This window comes from Acinetobacter sp. MYb10 (genome assembly GCF_002980175.2).
GTDB classification, from domain to species: domain Bacteria; phylum Pseudomonadota; class Gammaproteobacteria; order Pseudomonadales; family Moraxellaceae; genus Acinetobacter; species Acinetobacter guillouiae.
On record NZ_CP058272.1, the window covers coordinates 696,994 to 720,846 of the forward strand.

Annotated in this window: 30 protein-coding genes; 16 read left to right on the plus strand and 14 right to left on the minus strand. The window is 35.8% G+C overall.

Translation table 11 applies throughout. The features are described 5' to 3' along the window. Nucleotide 1: 1 nt before the first annotated feature. Genes CQZ96_RS03260 through CQZ96_RS03285 form a run of 6 tightly spaced genes read right to left on the minus strand, consistent with a single transcriptional unit; the run spans nucleotide 2 to nucleotide 2,653 of the window. Nucleotides 2–409: a DUF559 domain-containing protein gene (locus tag CQZ96_RS03260; RefSeq protein ID WP_105712697.1), complete on the minus strand. Its 408-nt coding sequence runs from the start codon at nucleotides 407–409 to the stop codon at nucleotides 2–4. Then, nucleotides 410–1,330: a helix-turn-helix domain-containing protein gene (locus CQZ96_RS03265; RefSeq protein ID WP_105712698.1), complete on the minus strand. Its 921-nt coding sequence runs from the start codon at nucleotides 1,328–1,330 to the stop codon at nucleotides 410–412. Further along, nucleotides 1,327–1,623 carry a hypothetical protein gene (locus tag CQZ96_RS03270; RefSeq protein WP_105712699.1) on the minus strand — a complete coding sequence of 99 codons (297 nt, stop codon included), beginning with the start codon at nucleotides 1,621–1,623 and terminating at the stop codon, nucleotides 1,327–1,329. The genes CQZ96_RS03265 and CQZ96_RS03270 overlap by 4 nt, the downstream gene beginning before the upstream one ends. Beyond that, nucleotides 1,620–1,865 (minus strand): hypothetical protein, encoded by a 246-nt coding sequence (locus CQZ96_RS03275; protein WP_105712700.1) that lies wholly within the window; start codon nucleotides 1,863–1,865, stop codon nucleotides 1,620–1,622. Before CQZ96_RS03275 ends, CQZ96_RS03270 begins: the two co-directional genes overlap by 4 nt. Before the next feature lie 45 nt (nucleotides 1,866–1,910). Then, a complete protein-coding gene (locus tag CQZ96_RS03280) occupies nucleotides 1,911–2,408 on the minus strand; it encodes a phage regulatory CII family protein (protein WP_004720015.1) in 498 nt (165 codons plus the stop codon). Nucleotides 2,409–2,467: 59 nt separating this feature from the next. Further along, the gene (locus CQZ96_RS03285) at nucleotides 2,468–2,653 is read right to left on the minus strand and encodes a hypothetical protein (RefSeq protein WP_105712701.1); all 186 of its coding nucleotides are present in this window, start codon (nucleotides 2,651–2,653) and stop codon (nucleotides 2,468–2,470) included. 102 nt (nucleotides 2,654–2,755) lie between these two features. Here CQZ96_RS03285 and CQZ96_RS03290 point away from each other — a divergent pair, with 102 nt between their 5' ends. Both CQZ96_RS03290 and CQZ96_RS03295 read left to right on the plus strand, forming a co-directional pair. Further along, nucleotides 2,756–3,478, plus strand: coding sequence for a S24 family peptidase (locus tag CQZ96_RS03290; protein WP_105712702.1), 723 nt, complete (start codon nucleotides 2,756–2,758; stop codon nucleotides 3,476–3,478). A 74-nt stretch (nucleotides 3,479–3,552) separates the two neighbouring features. Beyond that, on the plus strand, nucleotides 3,553–5,688 hold the full coding sequence (locus CQZ96_RS03295; RefSeq protein ID WP_105712703.1) for an ATP-binding protein: 2,136 nt from the start codon (nucleotides 3,553–3,555) through the stop codon (nucleotides 5,686–5,688). Here the strand turns inward: CQZ96_RS03295 and CQZ96_RS03300 are convergent. Further along, nucleotides 5,662–6,894: a DNA cytosine methyltransferase gene (locus CQZ96_RS03300; RefSeq protein ID WP_228722771.1), complete on the minus strand. Its 1,233-nt coding sequence runs from the start codon at nucleotides 6,892–6,894 to the stop codon at nucleotides 5,662–5,664. The two genes, CQZ96_RS03295 and CQZ96_RS03300, sit on opposite strands and share 27 nt — an antisense overlap. 389 nt (nucleotides 6,895–7,283) lie before the next feature. Here CQZ96_RS03300 and CQZ96_RS03305 point away from each other — a divergent pair, with 389 nt between their 5' ends. From CQZ96_RS03305 to CQZ96_RS03335, 7 genes are all read left to right on the plus strand, one after another. Beyond that, entirely contained in the window at nucleotides 7,284–7,754 is a 471-nt protein-coding gene (locus CQZ96_RS03305; RefSeq protein WP_105712704.1) for a hypothetical protein, read from the plus strand. Beyond that, nucleotides 7,754–8,374: a hypothetical protein gene (locus CQZ96_RS21615; protein WP_228722772.1), complete on the plus strand. Its 621-nt coding sequence runs from the start codon at nucleotides 7,754–7,756 to the stop codon at nucleotides 8,372–8,374. Before CQZ96_RS03305 ends, CQZ96_RS21615 begins: the two co-directional genes overlap by 1 nt. Before the next feature lie 11 nt (nucleotides 8,375–8,385). Further along, on the plus strand, nucleotides 8,386–9,120 hold the full coding sequence (locus tag CQZ96_RS03315; protein ID WP_105712705.1) for an ERF family protein: 735 nt from the start codon (nucleotides 8,386–8,388) through the stop codon (nucleotides 9,118–9,120). Between the two features lie 12 nt (nucleotides 9,121–9,132). Continuing rightward, entirely contained in the window at nucleotides 9,133–10,359 is a 1,227-nt protein-coding gene (locus tag CQZ96_RS03320; protein WP_105712706.1) for a hypothetical protein, read from the plus strand. Between the two features lie 134 nt (nucleotides 10,360–10,493). Further along, nucleotides 10,494–10,733 (plus strand): hypothetical protein, encoded by a 240-nt coding sequence (locus CQZ96_RS03325; protein WP_034616612.1) that lies wholly within the window; start codon nucleotides 10,494–10,496, stop codon nucleotides 10,731–10,733. A gap of 3 nt (nucleotides 10,734–10,736) precedes the next feature. Next, nucleotides 10,737–11,336 (plus strand): HNH endonuclease signature motif containing protein, encoded by a 600-nt coding sequence (locus CQZ96_RS03330; protein WP_105712707.1) that lies wholly within the window; start codon nucleotides 10,737–10,739, stop codon nucleotides 11,334–11,336. Next, entirely contained in the window at nucleotides 11,337–11,624 is a 288-nt protein-coding gene (locus CQZ96_RS03335) for a DNA-binding protein (protein WP_105712708.1), read from the plus strand. Here CQZ96_RS03335 and CQZ96_RS03340 read toward each other — a convergent pair. Next, entirely contained in the window at nucleotides 11,621–12,640 is a 1,020-nt protein-coding gene (locus tag CQZ96_RS03340) for a tyrosine-type recombinase/integrase (protein WP_105712709.1), read from the minus strand. The genes CQZ96_RS03335 and CQZ96_RS03340 overlap by 4 nt on opposite strands. A gap of 277 nt (nucleotides 12,641–12,917) precedes the next feature. Between CQZ96_RS03340 and tusD the strand changes: the two genes are divergently transcribed. From tusD to CQZ96_RS03360, 4 genes are all read left to right on the plus strand, one after another. Next, the gene (gene tusD / locus CQZ96_RS03345; RefSeq protein WP_004720599.1) at nucleotides 12,918–13,286 is read left to right on the plus strand and encodes a sulfurtransferase complex subunit TusD; all 369 of its coding nucleotides are present in this window, start codon (nucleotides 12,918–12,920) and stop codon (nucleotides 13,284–13,286) included. Between the two features lie 43 nt (nucleotides 13,287–13,329). Further along, nucleotides 13,330–13,680 (plus strand): hypothetical protein, encoded by a 351-nt coding sequence (locus CQZ96_RS03350; RefSeq protein WP_096734067.1) that lies wholly within the window; start codon nucleotides 13,330–13,332, stop codon nucleotides 13,678–13,680. A gap of 20 nt (nucleotides 13,681–13,700) precedes the next feature. Then, nucleotides 13,701–13,985, plus strand: a complete 285-nt coding sequence (locus CQZ96_RS03355; RefSeq protein ID WP_105712710.1) for a DsrH/TusB family sulfur metabolism protein — start codon at nucleotides 13,701–13,703, stop codon at nucleotides 13,983–13,985. Between the two features lie 101 nt (nucleotides 13,986–14,086). After that, nucleotides 14,087–14,398, plus strand: coding sequence for a TusE/DsrC/DsvC family sulfur relay protein (locus tag CQZ96_RS03360; RefSeq protein ID WP_004821403.1), 312 nt, complete (start codon nucleotides 14,087–14,089; stop codon nucleotides 14,396–14,398). Nucleotides 14,399–14,487: 89 nt separating this feature from the next. Here the strand turns inward: CQZ96_RS03360 and CQZ96_RS03365 are convergent, their stop codons facing one another. The 3 genes from CQZ96_RS03365 to CQZ96_RS03375 all read right to left on the minus strand — a co-directional run bounded on the left by CQZ96_RS03365 (nucleotide 14,488) and on the right by CQZ96_RS03375 (nucleotide 18,155). After that, nucleotides 14,488–15,786, minus strand: a complete 1,299-nt coding sequence (locus tag CQZ96_RS03365; RefSeq protein ID WP_105712711.1) for a reprolysin-like metallopeptidase — start codon at nucleotides 15,784–15,786, stop codon at nucleotides 14,488–14,490. 420 nt (nucleotides 15,787–16,206) lie between these two features. Continuing rightward, on the minus strand, nucleotides 16,207–16,686 hold the full coding sequence (locus CQZ96_RS03370) for a winged helix-turn-helix transcriptional regulator (RefSeq protein WP_004720612.1): 480 nt from the start codon (nucleotides 16,684–16,686) through the stop codon (nucleotides 16,207–16,209). Between the two features lie 251 nt (nucleotides 16,687–16,937). After that, nucleotides 16,938–18,155, minus strand: coding sequence for an alkane 1-monooxygenase (locus tag CQZ96_RS03375; RefSeq protein ID WP_056511027.1), 1,218 nt, complete (start codon nucleotides 18,153–18,155; stop codon nucleotides 16,938–16,940). A 191-nt stretch (nucleotides 18,156–18,346) separates the two neighbouring features. Here CQZ96_RS03375 and CQZ96_RS03380 point away from each other — a divergent pair, with 191 nt between their 5' ends. After that, a complete protein-coding gene (locus CQZ96_RS03380; RefSeq protein ID WP_004720615.1) occupies nucleotides 18,347–19,267 on the plus strand; it encodes an AraC family transcriptional regulator in 921 nt (306 codons plus the stop codon). Between the two features lie 117 nt (nucleotides 19,268–19,384). On the opposite strand, the gene CQZ96_RS03385 is transcribed toward CQZ96_RS03380, so the two are convergent. The 3 genes from CQZ96_RS03385 to CQZ96_RS03395 form a co-directional block, all read right to left on the minus strand. Beyond that, nucleotides 19,385–21,259, minus strand: coding sequence for a SurA N-terminal domain-containing protein (locus CQZ96_RS03385; RefSeq protein ID WP_105712712.1), 1,875 nt, complete (start codon nucleotides 21,257–21,259; stop codon nucleotides 19,385–19,387). 129 nt (nucleotides 21,260–21,388) lie between these two features. After that, the gene (locus CQZ96_RS03390) at nucleotides 21,389–21,661 is read right to left on the minus strand and encodes an HU family DNA-binding protein (protein WP_004720620.1); all 273 of its coding nucleotides are present in this window, start codon (nucleotides 21,659–21,661) and stop codon (nucleotides 21,389–21,391) included. A gap of 160 nt (nucleotides 21,662–21,821) precedes the next feature. After that, complete coding sequence (locus CQZ96_RS03395; RefSeq protein ID WP_004821389.1) at nucleotides 21,822–22,307, minus strand: phasin family protein; 486 nt, start codon at nucleotides 22,305–22,307, stop codon at nucleotides 21,822–21,824. A gap of 268 nt (nucleotides 22,308–22,575) precedes the next feature. Between CQZ96_RS03395 and CQZ96_RS03400 the strand changes: the two genes are divergently transcribed. Further along, nucleotides 22,576–23,229 (plus strand): hypothetical protein, encoded by a 654-nt coding sequence (locus CQZ96_RS03400; protein ID WP_004720623.1) that lies wholly within the window; start codon nucleotides 22,576–22,578, stop codon nucleotides 23,227–23,229. Nucleotides 23,230–23,379: 150 nt separating this feature from the next. Next, complete coding sequence (locus CQZ96_RS03405; RefSeq protein ID WP_004720625.1) at nucleotides 23,380–23,853, plus strand: Rrf2 family transcriptional regulator; 474 nt, start codon at nucleotides 23,380–23,382, stop codon at nucleotides 23,851–23,853.

Genomic DNA, 23,853 nt, shown 5'->3' on the forward strand with positions numbered 1-23,853 from the left:
ATCACCCCACCATTGTCTCAATTTGTTGAACCGCTAAACCTGACTTCACTTGCTCTGTACTAAAGCGTAATACCTGATATCCCATTACCACAGCAGCGTTGTATTTCTCCATGTCACCGATATAACCCTTCCCCCTTGTATGACGTCCACCGCTCCAAACACCGCCTTCAACCTCAACCAAAATCCGTTTACCAACAATATGAAAATCGGCTCGCCATTTTCGTTTAGGATGGAACTTATATTCCTGTTCAAAGCTAATTTTTAAAACTCGTAACTGGTTGGCCAAGGTTGATTCACCGATACTTTCAGCGCGTTGAGTTTTAACTCGAGCACCGCGTTTCAAGTTAGATTTCTTCTTAGTTCTAACACTGTAAAGTTTTTGGTATTCAGCGATTGAAATACTTTCCACTTACGCAGCTCCTCTACCCTTAGGCTTAAATCCAACAGCCTGCAGATGTGATTTCCAGTTTTGGAGTTCATTCGGATCTGAGAGTTTTGCAGCAATGCGGCTTGCTAGTTTTTCAAAGGATTCACCAGGCATACTGAATTCATCGATGACGTCTGACAGTTGAGCGAGTTTGTTGGCAAACACGTAAATCTGTTGAGGTGATGAGAAAAATACTAAATCAGATTCACCGCTTGATTTGCCATTTTGCGCTTTGTGGTATTTGTGACGGTTTTTCAAAAGAGTGTCAGCAAAGTGGTAAATCAAAAGATCATCACAAAGATTATTTCCAGCATTGAAAAGCTCGAATGCTTTTTTCTCGCGTTCAAACCAACTTGCTTCGATAATCGATTTCGGTACTACCGTGGGATCGGCTTGATCTAATTCAGAACGAAGTTTTTTCAAACAAAGCCAATCTTTTTTATTTATAGATTCTAATGGGAGATTCCTTGGGAGGTTCTGTGTCCCAAAATTGGTACTGGTCTCGGTACCAATATCGGTACTGGTTCCAGTTCCATTATTGGTACTAGTACCGTTTTTGGAACCAGTGCCTAAATCAACACCAGTGTCATTTTTGGTACTAGTCCCCTTTTTGGTATTGGTATCTGAACTATCTTCACGTCCAAATACACCAATTAATTGATAGACTTTAACGCCATTTCCTTTAATTTCACCTGTAAATTTAATCAACTTTTTAAGCTCAAGTTCGTCTAATACTTTGATAATCGTTTTGCGATTTAAAGTGGTGTCTTTCTCTAACCGTTTTAAACTTGGGAAGCACTTATGGTCATCTCCAGCTCGATCAGCAAGTGATAGAAGTACTAGCTTTTGACTAGCACCATCTACAGTTGTTTTCCATGCCCATACAGTTGCATCTAAGCTCATATTTCACCGACCTTAGGCTTTACGTAACCACCAAATGAAATGACCTGTTCAGCTTTGATCAAGCTCGTAATAACCTGATGTGATAACCAAATCGTGATCTTGAATCGATAAGCCATCTTTTGGGCCAATTCCTCCTTGGTTACAGCAGCATTCTCTTCGTTGTAACCACGCATTCTTAAATTGCCTTTTTTGATGTCATGAATATGGTTCAGCAAAAGCAAAGTTGGTTCATAAAATGATTGGATTTCCTGAGTCTGCTTATGCTCAGGTTTAATTTGAAAATGTCTATTCATGGAACCTCCGCAATCGATTGCTCGATTTCATCTAAACGGCGTTTATGAAATAGCTCTGGCAAAGTGGCTGTACGTATATCAGCTTCCTTTACCAACTTACCGCTTTCTAACCAGTAGTGATTGTTCGGTTGATACGCCTCTACCGTTTGTAAGTCTTTTATTTTGATGTGATTCATATACACAACCACATCGCCATTCATGTATTTGCCGAATTCTTGTTCTTGTGCTAAATTTGATTTCATATTCATTTCACCCTGTTATGGATATACGAAGCCTGATCTCGCAAATCAGGCTTTTTCAATTTCAGTACCTGATGTGTACTTCTTCATTTGTTTTAAAGCTGCTTGATCTACAGCTGTCGCCAATTCAATTAGATGCAATGTCAATTGATGGATCTCTTCATATTCTTGTGGTGTTACTACACCATCCTCATACGCTTCATATACAGCTTTGTTGGTCTTTCCTGACTTAATGTTGTGCTGCATCATTGCCTCAAAAATCGACAATTCATGATGCTTACTGCGGTCACATGTCACAGGAACTAATGCAAAGCCAAGTTCATGCGCCCAAATTTTTAACAGCGCTGGGTTCTGGGTGTAATAGAGAATTGCTTCTAACTTTTTAATACTGGGTAAATGGTTCGGCATATTGATATTTGCGTAATTGCAAATTGTGTTATGTGAATCCCCAAGTACCTGTGCAATATCTTTAGGCGTAAATCCCGGTGTATTACTTATCATTTGCCAAATTGCGTTTTGAGCTTCTCGGCTTAAATTGATTTCCATATGTGAATCCTTTGTATTTATTCACGTTTATTTATTAATAGACTTAAAGCAAAATCCATTTAAGTAATTAAGGATTTTCTATCAGCTATTAACTTTCCATTTGTTTGTATTTCGAATACAGCTTGAGTTTTTAGTGGAAAGTTTTTCCGCCAGTAATTAATTACAGACCTGTCTTTATTTAATATTCGAGCAAGCTCAGCATCACTTTTTGCTTGAAAATGATTTTTAAGATCATCGACATTCATGTTTAGTTTCCAGAACCATAAGTTTAGTTTATTGAACAATAAGTTTAGGAACATGTCAATTTTTTTGTTTAGTATTTTAAACAAATATTAGGTTTACAAAATATGCAAACTACATCTGATCGAATCTCTTTACGTATGAAAGAATTAGGGCTTCAGCACAAAGATTTAGTTGCTGCAACAGGAGCTAGCAAAGGAACAGTTACAAATTGGATTAATGGTGTGAATAATCCAACAGGTAATCGATTAGTTCAGTTAGCACAAACTTTAAACACAACTTCTGAATGGTTGTTGAATGGTATTGCGACTGAAACTTATGAATCGGGGAATATACGTTTTGCGCCCATAGAGTTTAGAAGTGCAGATACTAAAGGTCGTCAATCTAATATTCGTATCCCAGTTTACAAAGATGTTAAAGCCTCATGTGGTACAGGCATTCAAAACTTCTTAGAAGATGCAAGTGAATACCTTGATATAGATCCACAGATCTTAAAGCTCATGGGTATTCAAACCAACCCTGCTAATTTAAGAATTATCTATTCAGCTGAATACAGCATGTACCCTACTGTTGCCCCAGATAGCCCTCTGTTTGTTGATACATCTGATAAAGATCCAAATTCTTTGAAAAATGGAAGTGTATATGTTTTCACTCATCATCATGAATTGCGTATGAAACGCGTTTTTGTAAGTTACGCAGGTTCAAAAACTGTAAAATTGACAAGTGATAATCCAGATAAGAATAGATATCCAGATGAGTTTATTACGAATGAACAGCTCAATGAAATTAATTTTGTTGGACGCTTAGAGTTGGCTTTAGTAAAACCATGATATTATAATTTAACCAAATAGATAAAATTATCAAACTGATATACTTGAAAATTTATTGATAAGAGAGGGAAAAAATGGCTAATTATGTACTAACATATTCACATAATATTATAGAGCACCTAGGTCTTAAGCTTTATCAGAATAAGCCTACAAATGTAATTGCTGAATTAGTATCGAATTCTTGGGATGCTTTAGCTGAAAATGTATTTATAGATTTAGTTGCAAAACAAGGATCACCAATCGGAATTCTAGTTACTGATGACGGAACAGGAATGACTAGTGATGAAATTATTAATAACTGGCTGATTATAGCTAAAACTAAAAAAGGCTCCAGATCGAAAATCGAAAATAGTACAAGAAAACCAATGGGGAGAAAAGGTATTGGAAAATTAGCTCCATTTGGTGTAGCAAAACAAGTTGAGCTTATTACACTTAAAAATGGTAAGCTTAATTGGCTTAGTTTAGACTATAGACATTTAACAGAACAGACTAATCAAGATAAGCCTTATGAAATTTATAAACCTAAGGTTTATTTTAATGATGCAGAAAATTTCACAATTGAACAAGCTAAAGAAGTTTTAGATAATTTTAAAGATGAGGAACTGAAAGATAAGATTTCTACACGTTTAAAAAAACTTATTAATTCTAAACATGGAACAATTATAATTGGTCATGATTTAAGTCTAACTAGAGTGGTTACTACAGAAACTTTAAAAAAATCTTTAGGAAGAAGATTTACTATTACTCTTGATGATAATAATTTTAAAGTTCAAATTAACGATGAACAATTGAAAGAAGAAGATTGTTTTCCTGTATGGGGACTACGAATTCCGAATGAGGGTAAGGTAACAGCACATATCCCTTTCAAATATATAGATAGCAATAATCAAGAAATAATTGAATTAAAAGAAATTAAATATTGGATAGGATTTGTAGATTCAGCAAAATGGTCTCAAGATGAAGCTGGTATCGGTATTTTTGCACATGGCAAATTGGCTCAAGATAGACCTTTCTTTTTTAAATTAAAAGGATCTGAAATTTTTACCCGGTATATGTATGGAGTTATTGAAGCTGATTGGATCGATGAATTTAAAGAAGATATCATTTCAACCGATAGAACTACTTTAAATTGGGAATATCCAGGATTAGATTCTTTTTTAGAATGGGGTGCGACTGAAACAAGAAAATTTATTAATCAGTATATAGCTTATAGAAAAAAAAATGCGTCAGATGAAATAGAAAAATTAGTTGAAGATACATTAAAAAGTAAAACGGATTATCATTTAACTCCGAATGAACAAACACACTTATCTTCACTTATAGCAGAAGTGACACCAAATGTAGAATTAACTGAAGAGGATAAAATTCATTTTATCGAAGTAGCTGCTAAAGCATGGGTTCATGAACCAGCTAGAAGACTTATTAAAAACTTATGGGATGAAACATCTAAGTTTGATCCAACACAATTTCCTTTAATTGTGGATAGACTTGTACAAGAGTTGGTACCTGAAGGTCTTTCGTTGGGTGTCATGTTTTCATTAAGAATTTATGCATTAACACAATTAGAACATAGAATTATGGTAGGAAACGAAACTCAGTTACAACATTTAGTAGAAGAGTTTCCTTGGATATTACATTCAAATTATGAGAAATTCTCTGCAAGATCATCTCTAAAGAAACTTGTTGAGGAAGCTAAACAAACTGGAAAATGGCAATTTAGAGATGCTGCTGTGGCAACTCCAAATGATTATAAGCAACCTGATGTAGTATTTTTAGGTGACGCAGAAGATAAAAATATAATCGTAGTTGAATTAAAAGGTCCTGATGCGACAGTAGCCTGGTTGGAATTTAATCAACTACAGTCATATATGCAATATTTTCAATCCAGATTTCCTGAAGCAAATGTTACAGGTTACTTGATCGCAAGAGGAATTGAGGAAAGTGTATTAAAGCAAGCCCCATCAACTGTTAAATTTAAATCTTGGTCTAGAATTCTAAATGAGTCCAGAAAAGAACACATGCAAACATTAGCCACTATATTAGCAGGAAATGATGTAAGCCCAACAGATCCACGTGTTCAACAAATTTGCCAATTAGGGGGCGAACCTGTTCAGCAATTTTTAAATCAAATGGCTAAAACCAATGAAGATTTGGCACAAATTATGAGCAAACTTGATCCAAAATTAAAGTCTCAAAAGAAAATAAGCTAATTGATAGCTAACTAGGGGCGGTAATGCCTCCCCTACCATTTCTCTAATTAAATGCATAGATTTATGAAATAATTTTTCTGGCCATATAAAAGTCTCAGGAATACTTTGAATTAACATACATTCACGAACACTTAAAACTCTATTTTGGTTTGGATGTAATTTATTATCACTACTAAAAGCATTTGTATTAGTGGTAATTGCTGATGATAAACCATCGGGGCTTATACGTTTATAGCTTGTTCTAAATCCTTTTATACTTCTTATTTTATTATTTTTTTCAACTACATGAGGACGGACTTTGATATTTTTATTACATGCTATGCATTTAATCTCAAACATAGGGGTTTTATCATCTCCACAGTTTTCACACGCATTAAGCCACGCTGATCTTCCACTGTTTGGTGGAATTTTTGCTATCCATTGATAATGAATTTTTTTTAAAACAGGAACATGATGAAAAATATCATTTGAATCTTTCGCAAATTTTTCGGATATACTATCTAATGGATTTAGATGACCAATAGCTTGCATGATAGAAGTAGGACAATCAATTGGTTTTGAAATAAACATATTTCTTAAAATAGATACATCAACTTTTTTATTTTTTGCAACTTCTTTTAATATATAAATGCTAAAACTTCTTTTTCTAGATTGTGGCACTCCAAAATCGGATACACATTTTACAAAAGTCACTCCTAAATAGTTAACTAATATGCTATCTATGAATTCATCAACATGACCGATTATACCTTCATTATTACGTAATAAACGTCGTCCAAAATTAGGTACATTCTCGATAATAATAAACTTTGGCTTTAATTTACAGCAAATTTCTAACGCTTCAAAAAACAGAAAATTTCGTGGATCCTGATTTGCACTATGGGAATCAGTGAGTTTACCCCTTCTGGAGTTTGCTGTACTAAAACTTTGACATGGTGGCGTTGCAAAAATTAAATCAAGGTTTTTTTTCTGAGATAAAACAAAATCTATTAGTTCTTTTTTTTCATTTTTGATATCTCCAAACACTTTGCCAGAACTATTTGTTTTATGAACTAAAGATCTATTTTCATCTATTTCACATGCTGCTAAACAATTCCCACCTAAAAGATTCAAACCAAAATCAGAAATACCTGCACTTGAAAAAAGGCTGACGTAGTTAAAATCAAATTTTGGCTTTACTATCCCCTTTATAAACTCCGAATACATCACATCATTCCAATGTGACACAAAGTCGGTCTTAACAGCTAAGTTGTTCAAACGGCACCCTTCATTAAGGAAGAAACAAGAATAACGTAATCATACTCAATTTCAGAAATTTGAGCATTCTTTTAATCACTAATTTGTTAATTTTCAACCTTCTCACTAAAATTATATAGATTACTCTTTAATCAAAAAATTAAAAAACTCACTATATTTAATTTATAGTTCCCATTTCAAACTTTAAAATATAGTGCATATAAATTCAAAAATAAGTTCACTTTACTAAACATTCCTATTGACCATCTTTGTTTAGTTTACTAAACTGAATTAACAGATAACAAAAAAAGCGCACTGACCTCGAAATCTAATGCGCTTTTCCTTACTACAGGTGAATTATGAACACAAAACCAAATTCAATCAATCATCCCATTGTTACACATCGTGTACAGCCATCCAGCTTTATCAAAGTAGCTGCAATCAGTGGTTTATTCACAGTAGGTGCTATTGGTCTTACATATGATCAGAAGGTTACTGAATACAAACCTGCATTAGCAATCCCTAACACTACCCCTTCTTCATATAGCATCCAAGCTTTAAAAGTCACTTCTGATTCATCAGGCATGGCCGTTGTTAAACTTGATAGCTTCTTACTTAAAGTTAGCTTTGATTTTGAATCTCATCAAGATAACTACGGTGTTCCTGGTTCCGAATTTACTGCAGTTGATATCACCAACTTAGCAATTGACGAGATCCAAGACATCAACGGCAAAGAATATAACGACTTCACAGATTACAACGATCACCGAAATATCAATCAGATAATTATCGGCTATATCGAACGTAACCGTTTGGTGGAGGCTTTCTAATGAATACAACTCTCAATACTAAAAATTCACTTTTACAAGTTTCATCAGCGCTCAAAATTCAACCGTCAAGTTATGGCGCAGAGACACTTGTAAGCCCTGTAAATACTAGAGGTTCAACACCATTTACTAAGGGTGAGTTCCCAAAAAGTAAACGTATTTCTCCCAACCCTATCACCCTTCAGCAAGGTGTTAAAAGTCGTGAATTCACAACCCTCAAAACAACTCAGTTTGTGGAGCCAGTGATGGAAAAGAAACGCTATAACACCCCTTTCGCACAATTCATTTGTAAGGACGTGAACGGTTATTACAACGTGCGACTTGGTCCAAAAATTTATTTGGTCAAAGTATCGTTAAATTACACCCCTGATTTTGACGCAGAGTTCTTTGGTGGTGCTAAAGCAAATCCTTTTAATTGGCATTCGATTCTAGTTAAAGAAACTCCTGACAGTATGCCTCGCCCTATCACGGAGGATGAATTAGCTGTGAGCTGGCTTAAGAGGAATGTTAAGAAACTTGTGAATTACCAACGTGCAATTAAACGCAGTGCCAATACTCAAAGCCCACGCTATAGCAAAGAACAACGTATTAATTACCATAACTCACAGTACAACGGCGCTTAAGGAGAATAAAAATGAATGCAGCAGTGAATCAACAAGTAGTTTCATCTACACAAAATACATTACAACTCATTCAACTTGAGTTAAAAGCGCCAAAAAGTAAGAAGAACACTTTCGGTAATTATAACTATCGAAACTGTGAGGATATTCTGGAAGCGGTTAAACCGCTTCTTCAGAAATATGATGCTTCCCTGGTTATCACAGATGAGGTTCAAGAAGTTGGCGGTGTAGTCGTTGTTACAGCAAAAGTAATTTTTACAGATGCAAGCGGCAAAGAAACTACGGTAAAAGCCCATGCTGGTGTGGAGATTAGCAAGAAAGGTATGGATGTAGCTCAGACGTTTGGCGCATCCAGCTCATATGCTCGTAAATACGCGCTAAATGGCTTGTTCTTAATTGATGACACCAAAGACTATGACTCGGATGAATATCATAACCAAGTTAATCAGGGTGCTACACGCAATAACAACCAGCAAAACTCAAGACAGGCTCAACAACCGAATCGCAATCATAATAATCAAGCTAGTGGCCAGCAACAAAAGCCATTGGCTCAGCGTTATAACGATGCACTTCTAGCTATAAAAGATGCTAAAAATCCTCAAACCCTTGATAAAGCAATTAACACATTCAAAGGCACTCAATACGAGTCAGGTATAACAAAAGCCTGCCGTGCTCGAGCAGATCAAATGGGATGGAATGAAGCGCCACCGATAAACCAAGTTCAACAACAAAATCAAATGCAGCATTGAGGAAAATAAAAAATGAATTTATTAAATAGTAATGAAGCATTTTCAGCACTCATGGCTGGTAAAAATATTATGTGCCGCGCTGTTGGCGAATTGATGGACTTTGATGACTTAAATCAATTCCCTGCTACGATCTTTGCTTTACCTGGTTATGAGTTCTGTATCAAACGTGAATCTTTAACTTTGGCAGATATTCAATTTACTAAGCCAGTAGAACCACACGATCTGGAGAATGGCCAAGAAATCTTTATTGTGATGCCAACATGTATCTTGCGTACTAAATACGATTCAGAACATGGTGATATATGTTTGAGTGTGGCAAATGGATTTGCTCAATTAGATGCTGAAAATGCACAGCTGCAGCTTCAGGCATTTGGTAAAACATTTGGCAATATGATTACTGAAATTGAAATTAAAGACGGTTTCAGTGAAAAGCCTAAAAAAACTCGGACTCCACGTAAAACTAAAGAAGCTTTTACAACTGAAGATACTCCAGAAATTGAAACAGATCCTGCCTTAATAATTGATAAATTTACAGCGAAAATTGCAAACTGTACTACAACAGAAGCTGTACTTTCATTACGCCCGGTGTTTTTTGCCAATGGTCATCTTGAGCGTGAACATACTCAACATCTATGCAAATTGACTGAGAATAAGTTGATAGAGCTTGATCCTGAGCAATATGCACCAAAACCAAGTTACATTGATCATCAAATTTATATAGATGGCATTAATGCATGTGTTTCAGAGGAAGAAATTAAAACCACACTACATGATTTGAGTGATCAAGGTTTTAGCGAAGAACAACTCTCAGAAATTAATCTTGCAAAATGTTCTAAACTTGCTGAGTTTCAAGCGACTGCATTAAAGAATATCCGGGATAATCAATATGAAAATCTGTTAACAGAACTAATAGAATGTGCTCAAAAATCAAAATCGCCTGCTGAAGCTAATGCCTTGTATAAATATACGGTCAATTGGACTGAAGAACAGCGTAAGCCATTGTTGGATGCAATTAATAAACGATTGAGTGAATTGGATGCGACTGCTCCACCTCCTGAACAGCCACCTTCTTTAGCAGTTCAGATCCAAAATGCATCTGATTTAACAGCTTTGGATATTTTGGAAATTGATGTTGCAGGCCGACATCCGGATATTCAACCTAAATTAATGGGACTGGTTCGTAAACGTCGATTTGAGCTTGAAAACTCAGTTTCCAAGGTGGTGGAAAATGAAATTTAAATATTCTTCGATCACTAGAAACTTAACCGTATTTGGCAACCGAATGACCCACATATTCAACAATGTTTCATTTTCGGAAATAGACAGTTTAATTGCGGACGCTAAATTTAAAGAAGCAGTCTGGAGATAAAAATATGAATACACCTATAGATTTAAATTCTATTTTATTTGCACAACTTGATCGTTTAAGCAATCCAGATCTTAAAGGTGATGAGCTTCAAGCGGAAATCCAAAAAGCCGGTGCAGTTGAAAAAATCAGTAAACAGGTTATTGAGAATAACAATATGCGCTTAAGTGCTGCCAAGCTTGTTGCTGAACATAAGGGATTGAAAAATGTCGATCCAATTGAAGTTCCTCAAAACTTAATCGGGTGATTTATGCCAAAAGGTACTGTTATTAAATATACCCTAGCGCAATTGGATTTTATTAAATCAAACTGCATTTTGGGGCGAAAAGAATTAACTGAGAAGACAAATGCTCAATTCGGCACAACATTTACTGTTGATCAAATCAAATCCCTTTGTAAGAGAAAAAAATGGAACACAGGTAGAACCGGTTGTTTCGAGAAAGGTTCTAAACCGTGGAATACTGGTACCAAGGGCCTTACTAAAGCAAACAAAACAAGTTTTAAAAAAGGTCGGCCAACTTGGAATGCTAAGCCCATCGGCTATGAAAGAATTTGCTCTAAAGATGGTTATGTCCTGGTTAAAACATCTGAGCCAAGCGTGTTTGAATTAAAACATAGAATAGTTTGGGAAAAGGAAAAAGGCCTTATTCCTGAAGGCTATGTGGTGGCCTTTAAGAACCAGGATAAAACAGATTGTCGAATTGAAAATTTGATTCTAATGAGCAAGGCTGAAATGGTCAGATATAGTCAAAGCTATTATGAATTGGCTACACCAGATAGCAATGAATCTTGCCTATTAATGGCTAAGATCAAAAACTTGAAACATCAAATACATAAGCAGGTGGCCTGAATGGGTGCTATCAAATACATTATCACTGTCGAAAGTGATACCCCTCCGCAGGTAATGCTTGGTCAAAATATTGGTGGTGGGATTGTTAAAGAGTTGAAGGAAGTAGATGTTGAATTAGTTTCTGCAGCACAACTTGCCGAAAAATATAATCTATCATCCACAACAATTAGAGAACGGCTTATCTCAATAGATCAAGGTACCCCTGGAAAGGCCTTGTATAATCCACGATTAGCCCATGATCTACTCACCACTAAAAATAAAAAAAGAGGCAGACCGAGAGCTAATTAGCTCTCACTGTCATTAAACATCTCGACTAAATCCTGTGCATCTGGATTGTAATAAGTATTGATTAATATCCCGATTGTCTTATGTCCTGTAATTTTTGCCAAAACCTCAACTGGTAATTTACGAACCTTAACCATCCTTGTGATTGCCTCATGTCGAGAATCATGAAAGTTAATTTCAGGCAGCTTTGCTTTTTTCTTAACCCTCATCCACATGGCACAAAATATATTCTTATCAATCGGTAATAATTTATCATTTTCTGGAGGAAGCAATAAGAGCAAGCGCTTTGCTTCCTTAGAAAGGGGCACGTTACGAGATTCACCATTTTTAGTCATCGGTAGATGAATAAAACCATCTCTTAGGTCTGCCCTGCGCATCGCTAATATTTCACCTTGCCTCATTGCTGTTTCAAGTGCAAATAAAAAAGCCCATGCAACATATTGTCTAGAATTAATTGGCGTAGTTGAACCATCCCACTCCATCACTTTTAGTAAAGTATCTTGATGTTCAGGAGTAATTCTCTGATTTCGTGATTTTTCTTTGCTAGGCATTGATACTGAGTGCCAAACGTTAGACTCAAGCAAAAACAACTCTTTCATTGCATATGTAAAAACTGCAGAATATATTGCATGCTCATTTCTTAATGTGGCCACCTTAACTTCTTTCTTTCGATTATTACGCCATTCTGCAATATCGGCTGGCCTAAACTCATAAATTGATTTGTCTGCAAGGTTTGGTGCGATATGGTCTAAGTTTTTTAATTTAAAGTTTATAGTGCGAGCCGATCGCATATGGCGACCATGTTCTTCATAATATTTATTACATAATAGTCGAAATGGATAAGCTGGTTTTATTCCTTGTTCAAGATTAGCCTTCCCTGTTTTAAGTTCAAGTAGTTTAAGGGATGCCCATTGTTCACATTCTTTTGCAGTATCTCTAGTTGCTGAGTATCTCTTATTATCAAAAGTTACAGTAATACGCCAACTTGATCCACGTTGTATTGGTTTTGGAAGTTTCATTGTTGGTGCAGATTTGGTGTAGATTTCATTTTATTCTATCAATTTTATGGGAAAAAGGAAGAAAATACAGGTTATTTTATGCAGATTATATAAAAGATATAGTGACTTAATAATTCTAAAAATCCAATAAGGTACTGTTTATAAATATATTTTATTGAGTGATTTTTTTGATTTTAGAGAATATCATAAAAATGTCACCTAAAATCATTGTATACTACCTATCATTATCAAGTTTGAATGTTGCAAACTGTCCATTCTCCAAGTGAATCGCCATCAAATGAGTACTTTATTACTAATCACCGCAGCACCGACTTCAATCCATGCATGGCATGCATTGGGTTTAGCTCAAGCACTGCAAGCTGAAGATCAAGAATTTCGTGTTTTCTTTTATCAAGATGGTGTACAAGTTGCGAACAACTTGCAATGGGTTCCTGACGATCAACGTAATTTATCTGTAGAATGGCAAAAACTCTCAATTCGACTTCCTGTCTGTGTGAGTGCTGCATTAGCGCGGGGGATAACAGATCAAGAGAATGCCAAACGTCACCAAATTCCAGCCGATAATCTTGCAAAAGGCTTTGAACTTGTGGGTTTAGGCGAACTTGCAGATGCTGTTCAATCTACAGATCGTATCATTCAATTCTAAGTTGATCATCCCATTAGCGTGTTGCATTTAAAAGGTAATTTGTGTGAATACTGTGCTCGTTGTGATAACCCAAGCAAATTTAAATACATTGCAGGTACATGAAAGTTTGTCAGCAACCATGGTGCTTGCAACTTTTGGCAGTAAAGTCAAAGTGTTACTTAAAGACGCTGGATTAAGCCTACTTAAATCAGAAATGGCTTTTAGCCAATTAAATCACGTATTTAAGCTTGCTTCAAATCTGGTCGATAGCTTTGAATTCTATGATTTAACACCAGTTTTAGTAGAAAATATGAATAAATCCTCGACTTTTGTTACTCAATCACAACAAGAGTTGGAATTTGTAGAACTGAATGCTGAATTTATTCAGTCTTTTGATCATGTGTTGTATTGGTAAGCAGTAGATGGAAAGTCCAAATGTCAGATAAAACACTTTATTTAATTCAATCTTCTTTTATACATACAGACCATATATTGAATCAGTTGGATCAGCTGTATGTTTCTCATGATCACATTGTTTTAATGGGTGATGCGGTACTGTTTGCAGCAGATCAGCGTTTAACAAACAAACAGAATCTTTATCTTCTTGAAAATGATGCTGAGATTTTATCTGAATCCATTCCTGAAAATTTTAAATCAATTTCTTACCCACAATTTGCTCAGTTGGTTTTAGACTTTAGCCGTTGTATCAGTTTAAAATAGTGGGCTAGGTTGTCAATTATCTTCGATTTTTTAAAAATCAATCTTTGATGTTTTGTTGATCAAAAGTTACATTGTTTCGGTTGTTTTGTTTAGGTGGTTTTATGAGCTTTGAGTTAGACCAAGATGGTCATTTAGTAGATTACACCATTTGGAATGAACAGGTTGCCCAAGAGTTAGCACAAAGTTTAGATCTACAACTGACCCCATGGCATTTTGAAGTGTTGCATGCAGTACGTCAATTTTATACCCAGTTTGGCCACTCTCCTGCGACTCGTCCACTGATTAAATTTTTAATGAAAACGATCAACCCAGCAATTGATAATGCTGTTCTACAAGATAAGTTTAATACAGGACTGGTTGCCCGCCATTTAAGCCGTTTGGCGGGTATCCCTAAACCTGCAAATTGTTTGTGATCAATGCATAAAAATTGATTCGTTTAATTCAATATGAGATCAAACCCATCAATATAGCGAGTAAATATCTAAATTGGCGATAGCATAAATTATTTCACTTTCTTCCTGAGCAAATCCCATTGGTATTTGAAAAAATATTTTAGTGTTTGATTTGGATTGACTGCAGTTTTATTTTTTAAATTTACGCCATCCGAATGATCATAATCTAAAAAATTAGCTGTAGTACCCTGTATAAATTGAAAGCTCGATCCTTTGGCTGTAATTTTCTGTGATTCAAACAAATGATCTAATCCAAAACGATGCCCTAATTCATGTACCACGACCTGATTAAATATATTTTGAGGACAGTTAAATAAGGTAACGCTGTCACCACCAGCACCAACTGCATTCTTTATCTCTACAGTTGTTACGAAAACATAATTTTTAGTCGCTAAGTTTTTATCTTGATATTTTTTATAAAACTTAGTTAAGTCACTTAAAAAATAACCCGTGTCATTTATATTTAATTTATTCAAAGATATATTAACATCATCGTCTTTGCTACGATATTTGTTTAAATCAAATGTTGGGGCATTTTTTATTTCTACATTAATTAAAGCTTGGTTAAATGAATTATGCTTTAAAAAATTTTCATAATCATGTGAACGGCTTGGTTTTTTTCCATCAGTTATAACGTCTACAAAGATAACCGATATAGTAGGAATCACAGCATTATGATAAAGCATTAGCTTCCCAACTTTCTCTTGGGTCTCTCCTTTTATTGCTGTTACAATGATTTCTTCGTGTTTTTGCAAAGCACTTGTGCACTTAATATTCACTATTTCTGAAGCTAGATAATAAATCTCTTCTTCTCTTTTAGTATCTTCGCCTAAATCTCGGGTCATTTTTTTGGCGTAAATAAAATCTTCGACACTGAACTCTGCTGGTTCAATAATAATATTCGGATTTGAAACTTCAAACTTAATCTTTGTTCCATCATTTTTTAATGAAAAATTATTTTCTGAATCTAATAGTCTCAACTCTAAATTAAGCCTAACCCCTTGATTGACAGGATTAGAACTATTGCTATCCTCCTGTGAGCTTGGGTACATTGCTAACCATGCAGGGATATATTCTGTGCCAAATGGGCTAATTTTGGTAATTTGGTCTTGGGTATATGTCGCTTTTAATGATTGTATCGAACCACTGACTAAAGCAACTTTGTTTCCAAATTTTGTTGTTGCATTCGGTCTATAGTTGGTTAATTTTTTAAAGTATTCTGGTCTGTACCAATCAAAACCATAAGTTCCATCATATATGTTATCTTCACATCTTCGAAAATGAATCGTAAACTTCTGTAGGCACGTATCACAGGTACTTCCGACTGTTGGGCTTGAACCAATTCCCATTCGATTACTCCATATTAAATATTTTATAAATTATTAAAATTTTGCATCAGTTAAATAAGTATATAAAAGTGAATGACTTGATCAAAGTTATCTGTTAAAAAAAACTCTAAATTCTTTATCAAGCAATAAACCTTATTTTCTAAACTAAGATTACAGTTACTGTTTTTCATACTTTTACTTATTAATTTAAATTATATCTTTTTAAAATTGAACAATCACATATTTTATATCTTGTTAACAAAAATCAAAAACAATATCAGTAATTAAAAGTTCAAATTACTTGCAACGCTTCATCTAAACATTTTCACAAACACTAAAGATAATGAGTGCCCCTGCCTTTAGATTTTTATGAAATTTACCAACAACTTAATCTAAAATTAATTCATGATAAATATTGAAAAATCATCTAGGGAATAGCAATCAAGCTAATTTTTTCTGCGCTAAGTATTGGAAAAACGCAGAGGTAACGATTGGCTTCACCTGTCTCGCATTCACCGCCTGCTGACATTCTGAGCAAACCAATATCGGAGTAAACTCATGACCACAGACGGTATGTTGATACACCATAGGCGCTCCCAGACCCTCATCCATCCATTTATCCGCCCATGCCACCATGGTTAATAAAATAGGATATAGATCTAAACCCTTTTCAGTTAAGCGATATTCATAACGCTCTTGTCGATCGACATAAGCCACTTTAACCAATATTTCATGCTCAACCAAACGTTTTAGCCGTTCAGACAATACATGTCTTGTCACACCTAAATTTTCTTGAAAATCATCAAAACGACGTAAACCCATAAAAGCATTACGTAAAATAAGCATGGTCCATCGATCACCCAATACAGATAATGTACGCGCAATTGAACACGGTTGATTGCCTATTTCTTCCCATTTCATACGAAGTTCCAAATTACATTTGTAAATTTAAAATACCATTGCTGAATACTATGAAATAAACAGAAAAAGAAAGATAGTATTTCAGGGATTTTTTTTTACATTCATTAAAATTGAGCGACAAGTGCTTATGCTTTAACAAGGATGACTCACAACTAAAAGTAGCGTTAGTCAACATTTAAAAATGCTGGGATATTTTTAATGCTCAAAAACAATAAAAGCCCAATTCTGGGCTTTTATCTTAAAATTAAATTTTACTTATTCAACAATTTGTCCACGACACCAAATTTTTTAAAAATGCTTGCTCGACGTTTTGGATAAATACTGGCCTTATTTAAATCACCCTTGTAATGATCAAATACCCGCTTATCCATAATTTTAAACCACCACGACGGGATCATCGCTGGCAACAGCATACTTGCATAACCGCTTGGCAATTCAGGTGCTTCATCAAAGTGACGTAACGCTTGGAATGGGCGTGTCGGAAAGGCATGATGATCTGAATGACGTTGTAACTGATATAAGAATAAATTCGTTACGATGTTGTTATTGTTCCAACTATGCTCAGGCATTGTGCGTTCATATTTGCCATTTTCATCTTTTTGGCGCAATAAACCATAATGCTCAATATAATTAATGATCTCAAACAACGTAATACTATAAGCTGACTGAGTTGCTAAATAAGGCAAAATACCTTTACCAAATAACCCGACCATAGACGAATGGAATGCTGCGGTCATTGTCCAGCCTTGCAATAACTCATTATCTTTAGACCAGAATCCAAGGCCCTTACGTTTAAGACGGTTGGTTTCAATTTCAATCGCTGATTTAAATGACCCAATGACGGTACGTGGTAAAAACTCATAGAGGGTTTCACCCATTTGCGATGAAGCTGGATCTTCAGGCGTCGCAGCGCGTTTATGGTGTCCATAAGGATGTTCGATACGGAAATGGTTATAACCTGATGGAACCAATGCCAAATGCGATAAAATATGGTCCATACGGTCATGCTTATGGCTTAACTCATGTGCTGTGTTAATGGCAATACCATTAATTGCACCCATTGAAACACCTAGCAAAATCTTATCTAAAAGTGATGTTTGTTTACGACCCACCAAATAACAAGCATAAACATTGGCGACATATTGAATCGGAATAAAGGATTTGACCAAACGTGAATAATACGGATCTTGCTCAAGTAATTTTACATCTTCACTGGTCGGATTGTTTTTATCCTTACCAATCAATGAATCAATGGCTGGAATAATCACATGCAGTACCAGTGGCCCACCCAATGCAAAAACTTTTTTTAGTGGCTTAGGTGCAACATGATATCCCGCTAAAATTCCTAACCCAATCACTGGAAGTGATGGGCTAATCATCCAAAGATAACGCTTTTTATCAAGTGCCAAACCTGACTTTGGTTTTAATTCTTGCAATTGCTGCTCTGTCAGTTGAACTGGTGCATTCATGGCTATATCTTCCCTATCTTTCTACTTAGTTATATATTTATGTAAAATTCAACTTAAAGACAGTTGTAAGCGTCCATAAAACCTATGAAAAAGTCTTTGGCATCTTCAACATAGAGTTTGTCCTTTGCGCACATGTTTTAATAGCATGAAACATTTTTATTATTTGAGAACAGGAAATTTGAACTGAATCTATGGATGCTTTAAGTAAAATTTTTGATGATATTCATCTCAACCATTCAGAATATATTTACCTTCAAGCTCAAGGTGATTGGTCATTTCAGAGCCCAAAACAAGATGCCGTGATCGCGCATATTGTTCTGTATGGAAATGCTTATTTAGAATTTTCACCCAAAATGACTGTTGCACTACAAACCGGCGATATGTTTTTAATCCCAGCAGGATTAGCACATACTGTAAAAAATCATTTAGACACGCAGTTAGTTGAAAGCCTCAATATAGAATCACTGTTTGATGGATTAAGACAAGACGCAATTGAATTTGGTCAAGGAAGCTCAGAAAAGACCCTTATCCTTTCTGTACGATGCCATATGAATGCAATCATGGCTCGTCCATTGATCAATGCACTCCCACCATATTTACATATTCAAAATGCCTTGAGTGATGAGGCACCTGAATGGCTTAAAATTGGATTATATTTTGTTTCTGCTGAAACCCGTAGAACCATGGCAGGTAAAAATAAAATTATGGACCACGTCGTCAGTATTTTGATGATTGAGTGTGTACGTGACTATATTGAGCAAATGCAAGATCACAATAACTGGTTAAATGCCCTGGTGCACCCTGAACTTTCAAATGCACTTGCAGCCATTCACAGCCGTCCAGAACAGAGCTGGACCGTAGAAAGCTTAGCAGAAACCTGTTGTATGTCGCGTTCTAAATTTGCCAGTTTATTTAATCAAATTATTGGGGAAACACCTTTAGCCTACTTGCAACAACATCGCTTACGTCTTGCCAGCCAGCTGATCAAACAAGGACAACTGCCTATTCAGCAGATTGCACACCAAGTGGGATATTCATCTGAAACCGCATTTAGCCAGGCATTTAAGAAACAATTTGAACTTAGCCCAAGCCAATATCGCAATCAGATCTAAAAAAGATTAGAGACATCCGCTAATCATATCTTAGTGATATAGCTCCTGTACTCACACTATATTTCATTTCACATAAAAAAAAGCGCCGAGGCGCTTTTTTTAATCAGAGAAGATCAATTATTTAATTTTTGCTTGTGCTTTTAAATAACGTGAATAATCATCTAATAATTGTTCACCACGGAACTTCTGATACATTTGCGTAAGTTGCTGAACTTCAGCAGGATCCATCTGAGCAGTATCTACTTTTTTCACATTCGCTACAGCCACAACAACTAACTCATTTGGCAGCTTGGCAGTGCTGACAGACCACATGCCTGCTTTAGGTACTGGCTGGCTAAAGGCAACGCGCTCAATCTCACGCTTAAGGCCTTTTGAACGTGTGAATGTTCCCGCATGGACAAAATTAGACTGATATTTCGCAGTAACCTCTTGAGCCGGCAATTTTTTGAAATCTGCAATCATGGCATTTAATTTTGCATGGGCAGCATCAAACGCTTTTTGTTCAATCAATTGTGCTTTTACACGCGCAGTTGCTTGCGCTAAAGGCTGTACACCTGCTGGATGATACTTACGAACTTTAACCCAGACAACATCACCATTGGCTGTTTGGATATTACTTGAAGCCGTCGTATTTCCGCTTTTCACATCTTCATTAAACAGTTTAGATTTAACAGCAGGATCAGCAAGAACTGGATTGGTTGTCGTTAAATTCACATTATTTGCAGATTGAACTTGAACAGTCTTCACTGCTTGTGAAACCACATCCAATGCATCACTGTTAACCACTTGCTCATTTAAACTATTTACAGTGTCTGAGAAATAGTTGGCTGATTTATTCTTTAAAACCTCAGCAGTCAATTCAGCTTTTTTCGACTCAAATGATGGCACTGAATCTACTGGTGTATTCACTTCAATCAAATGATAACCGAATTGAGTTTTAACAGGCTTAGACACTTGACCATTGCTTGTTGAGTTCACAGCTTTATCAAAATCATCACCAAAGGCACCTGGCGCATAGGCAGCAAGTGCACCACCTTTCGCTTTAGAATCAGGGTCTTCTGAATATTGCGCAGCAGCTTGAGCAAATGACGTACCTGCCTGAATTTTTGCATACACTTCATTTGCAAGTGTAGCAGCTTGCTCAGGCGTACGAGAATCAGTCGTGATCAGAATATGTTTAACATCACGCTTCAAACTTTGCTTATATTTTTCTACAAACTGAGTATAAGCTTGTTGTAATTCAGCATCAGTTACTGCCGCATTTGGCTGTGTCAATGTCGCTGGGCTGAGCACCACATAGTCCACATCCACTGAAGCAACTTGTTTAAACTTATTTTGATGCTTGTTGTAATAATCCGCAATTTCCTGATTGGTCACTTTAACATTGGCTTTATAGTCATCAAGTTTAACGCTTGATAAGAATAATTCACGTTGTTCAGATTGCAAGTTGGCAATTTGCTGGATATCCAATTTACTGATCAGTGCATTATCCGAAATTGTAGAGCTCAAAATGCTTAAGGCAAAATCTTGGCGAATATTTTGGATAAAGGCTTGGCTAGTTAAACCCTGTGAACGTAAATAGTTTGCATATAGTGTATTTGAAAATTTACCATTTTCCTGAAAAGCAGGAATTTGTGCAATTTTCTGTTCAATTTGAGCATCGCTCAAAGTCACACCTAACTTATCAGCTTGTTGTCTTAAAAGACTTTGGCTAATTAGGTAATCAAGTGCTTTATTTGCAATAAATTCTTTGTTCAATAAAGACTCATCCCCATGTATAGCAGGATTTGCCAATAATTGATCTGTATAGCCTTTTGTAACCGTTTCTAACTCTTTTTTAGAAATATCTTGACCATTAACAGTTTTAGCTACGTCTGCTTTTTGCCCACCGCTGAAATAGCCTTCAATACCAACCACAGCAAATGGCGCTAAAAATAACACAAGGAGAACTTTACCAAACCAGCCCCTTATGAGAGTGCGAAACGATTCCATGAGTATTCCAATATTATATTTCGTAAGGATTCTAACTGAAATTGTGAAATGAATGAACGAGCAATCACTGATAATTTAATATATTTCATAAAAAACGCGCCACAAAGGCGCGCTTTTAACAAGCTCAGATTAAGCTACTGAGTCTTTTAAGCCTTTACCAGCTTTAAAGCTAGGTACTTTGCTTGCTTTAATCTGAAGCTCTTCACCAGTTTTAGGGTTACGACCAGTACGAGCAGCACGGTCTTTAACACTGAATGTGCCAAAGCCGACTAAAGTCACTGTGTCGCCTTTTTTAAGCGCTTCACCAATTGAAGCAATAGTCGCATCTAATGCTTTACCAGCATCGGACTTTGACAATCCCCCTTTTTCTGCAATCGCATCGATTAATTCTGATTTATTCATGAAGATTACGTCCTCTTATATCGTTTGTTTAAGTTCCAAGGCTGTAGATCAAAGGCCATGACGACTTTATAGCAATGCTTTGGGGGGAAACGCAAGACTCCAAACACGCTTTTCACAAAAATTACGACTAAAATTTACGATTTTTTTGGATTAATGGTAATTATTTCATTTTTTTTAGCAATTGGTCGCGTAAGTTTTGGTTCTCTTCAGCCAATGCATCGACCTTATTGTGGAGTTGCAGGATCAAGTTTTCCAAATGCTGAAGATCTTTAGCAGTCACTAAACCAATTCTGTTTAATGAATGATTTACACGCTGATCTAAAAGTTTTTCAACCTTGTCTTTGGTTTCTGCAACTGACTCTTTGGTTTTTTCAGTGACTTTATTGACTGTCTGATCTGTGACTTCAACTGTCTTGGATTCAAGCTCCTCACCCACCTTGACTAGAGAATCAAAGAGTTTATTGCCTTCTTCTTCGGCTCTGGAGAACGCTCCCAACCCTGCCAACCAGATTTGTTTTGTATATTTTCTGAAATCTAATGCTGACTTTTTATGATTTCTAGGCTTTATTTGAGATTCATCAAATTCATTTTGATCTTCATAAAGATCCGTTTGTTCTTTGTTGCTCTTTTTCATATCTTGCTCCATTTACCCCAAACTCCAGCGTGTAATGACCTATATGACCAAATTATGTAGAAAATATTGCTATATTATCAAATAAAACTATTGAACCTTTTGCTAAACTGTTCTACAAAGCAAAGTAATTGTTTTAATGTTAAGGAACACTTGGCAATTCGACAATGGTTATTAAGATAATTTTTATATCATTGTGGAAATATTGTGTTTCAAGTCATGGATGAGATTGTTTCAAATTTATTTAGAGATCGGACTCTCTGTTTTGCTATAGGAATTTTTTATGAATGAATCGCAACAAAAGCAAGGTCATTCTCGTTTGTTGCTAAACATTGTCATGATTATATTGGAAACCATTTATTCTTTCGTATTAAAACATGATCGTGTTGTTCGCTTACAGGCAAAAAAATTCGTCGGACAGCAGATTACAATTAAAATGAATAGTTATATTCCTTATTTTGACTTTTATGTTCAATTTACAGATCGTGGTATTCTTTTTGATTTACAGCCTCCAGAAAAAGCTATTGACCTTTCTGTGAGTAGTACACTCATCGATTTCATCCAAATTTTTGTCTTTGCTAATCGTCGTAGCATGAAAAAAATGCGTCTGGAAGGCGATAACCTGCTCAAGGAACAGTTCCGTGATCTAGTTGTACACTTAACTGCCCCTAAATTGCTTTCAGACTGGAAGCAATGGTTAACCAATCCAGATGATGACAGCCAGACAAAAGCATCAAAAAAACGCATTGCCCCTTTGCTTGAAAAGATTGATCAGCAACGCTCTAAAATCAACACACTCCAAGTTGAAGTGAAACAATATCAAAATCGTGTTAAACGCTTGCAGCTCAACCAACAACGTTTATATACGGCTTTAGGCGTATTGGGCTTTCTATTTATGGCATTAGTCGTGTATAATCTTTGGCAAATATTTTCATAAAACTTGAACAAAAATTGAAATTTTCCAGTAATTTTTGTTCAAGTAATAAATTCTGACTAAATTAGTCAGAATTAAACTTAAAAATACTTGACTATTTTAGTCAGGATTCATAAAATTCATACATCTAGTCTAAAACATGTGTATCGAATCATGCGCCTAACTACTCGCGGTCGCTATGCAGTGACTGCACTACTTGACTTAGCATTGCAGCCACCTGAACAAACGATTACGCTTGCAGAAATTGCAACCCGCCAAACGATATCTGTCGCTTATCTTGAACAATTGTTCGCTAAACTTAAACGTCATGGCTTAGTTTCAAGTGTTCGTGGAGCAAATGGCGGTTATCACTTAGCGCGCCATGCTGAAGAAATTACTGTCTTAGAAATTATTGAAGCTGTAAATGAAACTGTTGATGCGACTCGTTGTGACCACAAAGGCAACTGCCAAAATGGTGCAATGTGTTTAACTCACGATTTATGGCAAGAACTCTCTCTCCATATTGCCGATTATTTAGCTAAAATCACCCTTGCGGATTTAGTAGCTCGTGACAACGTACAAACCGTTGCGGTTCGCCAAAATTCAGCACCTCTTGATTCAGCCCTTTTATCGGTTACAGGTATTTGA